Here is a 3,745-nt window from a genome sequence, read left to right as displayed (position 1 = left end):
TGTCTGTAAGCACTTCTTTGGGCTCCAGGGTGGGAACGTGAAGTGGCTCCACGGGGTGTAAGAAGTTGATTTGGCTCCACCCGCTCCTGGTACGCGACGTGCCCACGTTGGAGTGAATGCTGTGGGCCGTCCGCCTCGCGACGACAGGGTGTGGTCCGTCGTTCACGGTCATGTCGGGGCCGTGTCGTTCGGATGCACGGTCATGTCGGGAGGCCGGGGTGGGTTCGTCGCGGGTCGAACTGTTTGCGAATATCCGCAGGGACAAGCGTCTTGATCCCTCGCTGTCACAGCGCGCGTTGGCGGAGAAGTACGGCACTCACCGGCGGACGGTGAGGCAGGCGCTCCAGTCAGCGGTGCCGCCGCCGCGGAAGACGCCCAAGCCCCGGATGACGCTGCTGGATCCCGCGAAGCGGTGGATCGACGCGATGCTCTGGGAGGACCAGACCGCCCCGCGCAAGCAGAGGCACACCGCCCGGCGCGTCCATGAGCGGCTGGCTGCCGAGTACGGCTTCGACAGCGCGTCGTACTCCACGATCTGCGACTACGTCCAGATCCGGCGCCCGCAGATCGAGGCCGAGGCCCGCCGCGGCCGTCAGCACCTGGAGGGCATGGTCCCCCAGGTCCACCTGCCCGGCGAGGAGGCAGAGGTCGACTTCGCCGAGGTCTGGGTCCGGCTGGCCGGCACCGCGGTGAAGTGCCACCTGTTCACGCTGCGGCTGTCGCACTCGGGCAAGGCCGTCCACCGGGTCTTCGCCTCGCAGGCCCAGGAATCGTTCATGGAGGGCCACGTCGAGGCGTTCAGGGTGCTCGGAGGGGTCCCGACCAGGCACATCCGTTACGACAACCTCAAGCCCGCCGTCCGCACCGTCTGCACCGGCCGCAGCCGCGTGGAGTCCGAGCGGTGGACCGCTTTCCGGTCGCACTACGGCTTCGAGGCCTTCTACTGCATGCCAGGTGAGGAGGGCGCCCACGAGAAGGGCGGGGTCGAGCAGGAGGGCGGCAGGTTCCGCCGGACGCACCTGGTCCCGGTCCCCGAGGTCGCCTCGCTGGAAGAGTTGAACGAGAAGATCGCCGGGATCGACATGGCCGAGGACGAACGGATCCTGCGCGGGAAGCTCACCTCGATCGGCTTCAACTTCCGCCTGGAGGAGGACGAGCTGACGCCGCTGCCCGGCGAGGACTTCGAGTGCGGCATCACGCTGACGCCGAAGGTCGACCGGTCCAGCCGGATCACCGTCCGCCAGTGCCACTACTCGGTGCCGGCCCGCTTCATCGGCCAGCAGGTGCGGGTGCTGCTGCGGGGCAACGAGCTGCTGGTCTTCGAACGGCGCAAGGTCGTCGCCCGTCACCCGCGGCTGACCAGACGCTACGACTACCGAGACGATCTCGATCACTACCTGGAGATCCTGCTGGCCAAGCCCGGTGCCCTGGCCGGATCGACCGCGCTGGCCGCCGCCCGCGCGGAGGGCACTTTCACCCCCGTCCACGAGGCGTTCTGGGCGGCGGCCCGGGCCGCCCACGGCGAGGCGGCCGGCACCCGGGCCCTGATCGAGGTCCTGCTGCTGCACCGGCGGCTGCCGAAGGAAGCGATGCAGATCGCGATCGCGGCGGCCGTGACGGCGGGGTCCACCAGTGCGGACGTGGTGGCTATCGAGGCCCGCAAGGCCGAGTCGGCGGCCCGCGAGCCGGAACCGGTCCTGGATGACGACGAGCTCCCGTCCTGGGTGGAGCCGGGCGCCCAGGTCCTTTCGCTGACCGCCCGCCGGGCCCAACTGCCGGACGACAAACGGCCACCGCCCTCGGTGGACATCTATGACCAGCTGCTGACCCGCCGACCGAAAGGCACCTCTGCATGAGCACTCCCATCACCGTCACCGGCGAGGTTCCTTCTCCCCGGCAGGACACCGATGCCCAGGGAGCCGTCGAAACCGTCATCGACGAAGCCTGCCGGGCACTGCACCTGCCGACGATCCGTACTCGGTGGGAGGAGCTGGCCGCCACCGCCATGAAGGAGCGGTCCAGCTACAAGGACTTCCTGGCCGACCTGCTGGAAGCCGAATGCGCCCACCGGGAGGAGCGCAAGAAGCTCCGCCTGGTCAGGGAAGCGAACTTCCCCCGCTCCAAGCGGCTGGAGGACTTCGACTTCGAGAAGAATCCGAACGTCACACCCGAGCAGGTCAACACGCTCGGCGATCCGGCCTGGGTCACCGCCGGCCAGCCCCTCTGCCTCATTGGCGACTCCGGCACCGGGAAGTCTCACCTGCTGATCGGGATCGGCACCGCCATCGCCGAGGCCGGTCTGAAGGTCCGCTACACGACCACGGCGAACCTGGTCAACGAGCTCGCCGAAGCCGCGGACGAGAAGAAGCTCGGCCGCACCCTGGCCCGCTACAGCCGCGTTGACCTGCTGTGTTTGGATGAGTTCGGCTACCTCGACCTGGACAAGCCCGGCGCGAAGCTGCTGTTCCAGGTTTTCACCGAACGCGAGGAGCGACGCGCGATCGCGATCGCCTCGAATGCCCCGTTCTCTGAGTGGAAGCAGACCTTCACCGACCCCCGGCTTTGCGCGGCGATCGTGGACCGGGTGACCTTCAACGCGCACATCATCGAGACCGGCACTGACTCGTTCCGTCTCGCCCAGACCCAGGAGAAGCGCCGCCGAGGCTGACTCGTTCAGACACTCAAAGCCTGTCTCAAGCCTCCGGCCGGTCCATTGGCCCGGGTTCCCATACGTCCACTTGAGCCGGCCAGCCGCGCCAGATCAGCACCACTTTTCACACACAGCGCATGCAGGGTCGCAGGGTGTCTTGTATGCGACCGGCGTGTGTGCGGGGTTGTGTCTGCCAGTGCGCTCTCCACGGGCTTCTTGCCGCCCCTGACCTGCGCGTTCACGCGCGGGCCAGGCGAGGGAACACCCCGGGAGGAAGCAACAGCGGGCGCCCCACGGGACGGTACAGCGGGAGGACACGACAGCCATGTCCGGAAACGTCAAAGTGACCGAGGTCTTCTTCACACAGAACTTCGCAGGAGCAGGGCCCGACGACACCCTCAAGATCGGCGACCTGTACTGGGTCGCCGTCGAGATATCCATCGGCGCGATGGCGCGCACCTTCATCTCCGGCGACCGGACCACGGTCACGGTCCACAACCTCAGCACCGGCAACCTCGTCCGTACCGAGACCGTCACCCGGACCCTCACCCCCGCGCTCACCCCGCTCAAGGACCGCGTGAATGTCCCCTTCCCCGCCCTCCCCGGCCCCGCAGACGTGAACGACGGCGACATCCTCGTTGCCAGGTGCTCCTACTCCGCCCAGGTCGGCTTCTACAGGCCCTCGGATTCCGAAGAGTCCGACACCGCAGTCGCCGTCGCCTGAGCAGGCTCTGAGGCCGGCGCCCCCTTGGGGCGCCGGCCTCAGCCATGCTGAGCCCGCCCGCTCTCCGTGCGGTCGAGCCAATGCCCGTTCTCGTCGTCCACCGCGGCTCGGAGAATCCGTCGGTCCCGGATCGAACACGGGTCGAGATCCGCAGAGTCGTCGCACCTGTCGGGGGCACGCCGATGACCGGATCCGATGGTCCACGCTACCGCTCCGGCACCCACCCACGGCCAGCAGAACCACCCGATCGTGGTGGAGCCAAAACAACTTGGTATCGGGGGCGTGAACCCACCTCCCGCACGCCCCCAGCACCCGCTCACTGGAGCCAAAAGAACTCGGAACTCTGGTCCCAAAAGAAGTGCTTACAAACA

Annotated in this window: 3 protein-coding genes; all 3 read left to right on the top strand. The window is 67.8% G+C overall.

Annotated elements, in window-relative coordinates; all coding sequences use genetic code 11:
- Positions 1-170: 170 nt before the first annotated feature.
- The 3 genes from istA to ACFWP3_RS41655 all read left to right on the top strand — a co-directional run bounded on the left by istA (position 171) and on the right by ACFWP3_RS41655 (position 3,374).
- Entirely contained in the window at positions 171-1,856 is a 1,686-nt protein-coding gene (istA, locus tag ACFWP3_RS41665; protein WP_384232157.1) for an IS21 family transposase, read from the top strand.
- Complete coding sequence (gene istB, locus ACFWP3_RS41660) at positions 1,853-2,668, top strand: IS21-like element helper ATPase IstB (RefSeq protein WP_384232156.1); 816 nt, start codon at positions 1,853-1,855, stop codon at positions 2,666-2,668. Before istA ends, istB begins: the two co-directional genes overlap by 4 nt.
- A 307-nt stretch (positions 2,669-2,975) precedes the next feature.
- Positions 2,976-3,374 (top strand): hypothetical protein, encoded by a 399-nt coding sequence (locus ACFWP3_RS41655; protein ID WP_384232155.1) that lies wholly within the window; start codon positions 2,976-2,978, stop codon positions 3,372-3,374.
- Positions 3,375-3,745: the final 371 nt, after the last annotated feature.

Source organism: Streptomyces sp. NPDC058525 (genome assembly GCF_042719495.1).
GTDB lineage: Bacteria > Actinomycetota > Actinomycetes > Streptomycetales > Streptomycetaceae > Streptomyces.
The sequence above is the reverse complement of the archived record's forward strand: the minus strand, read 5'-3'. Positions and strand labels throughout refer to the sequence as shown.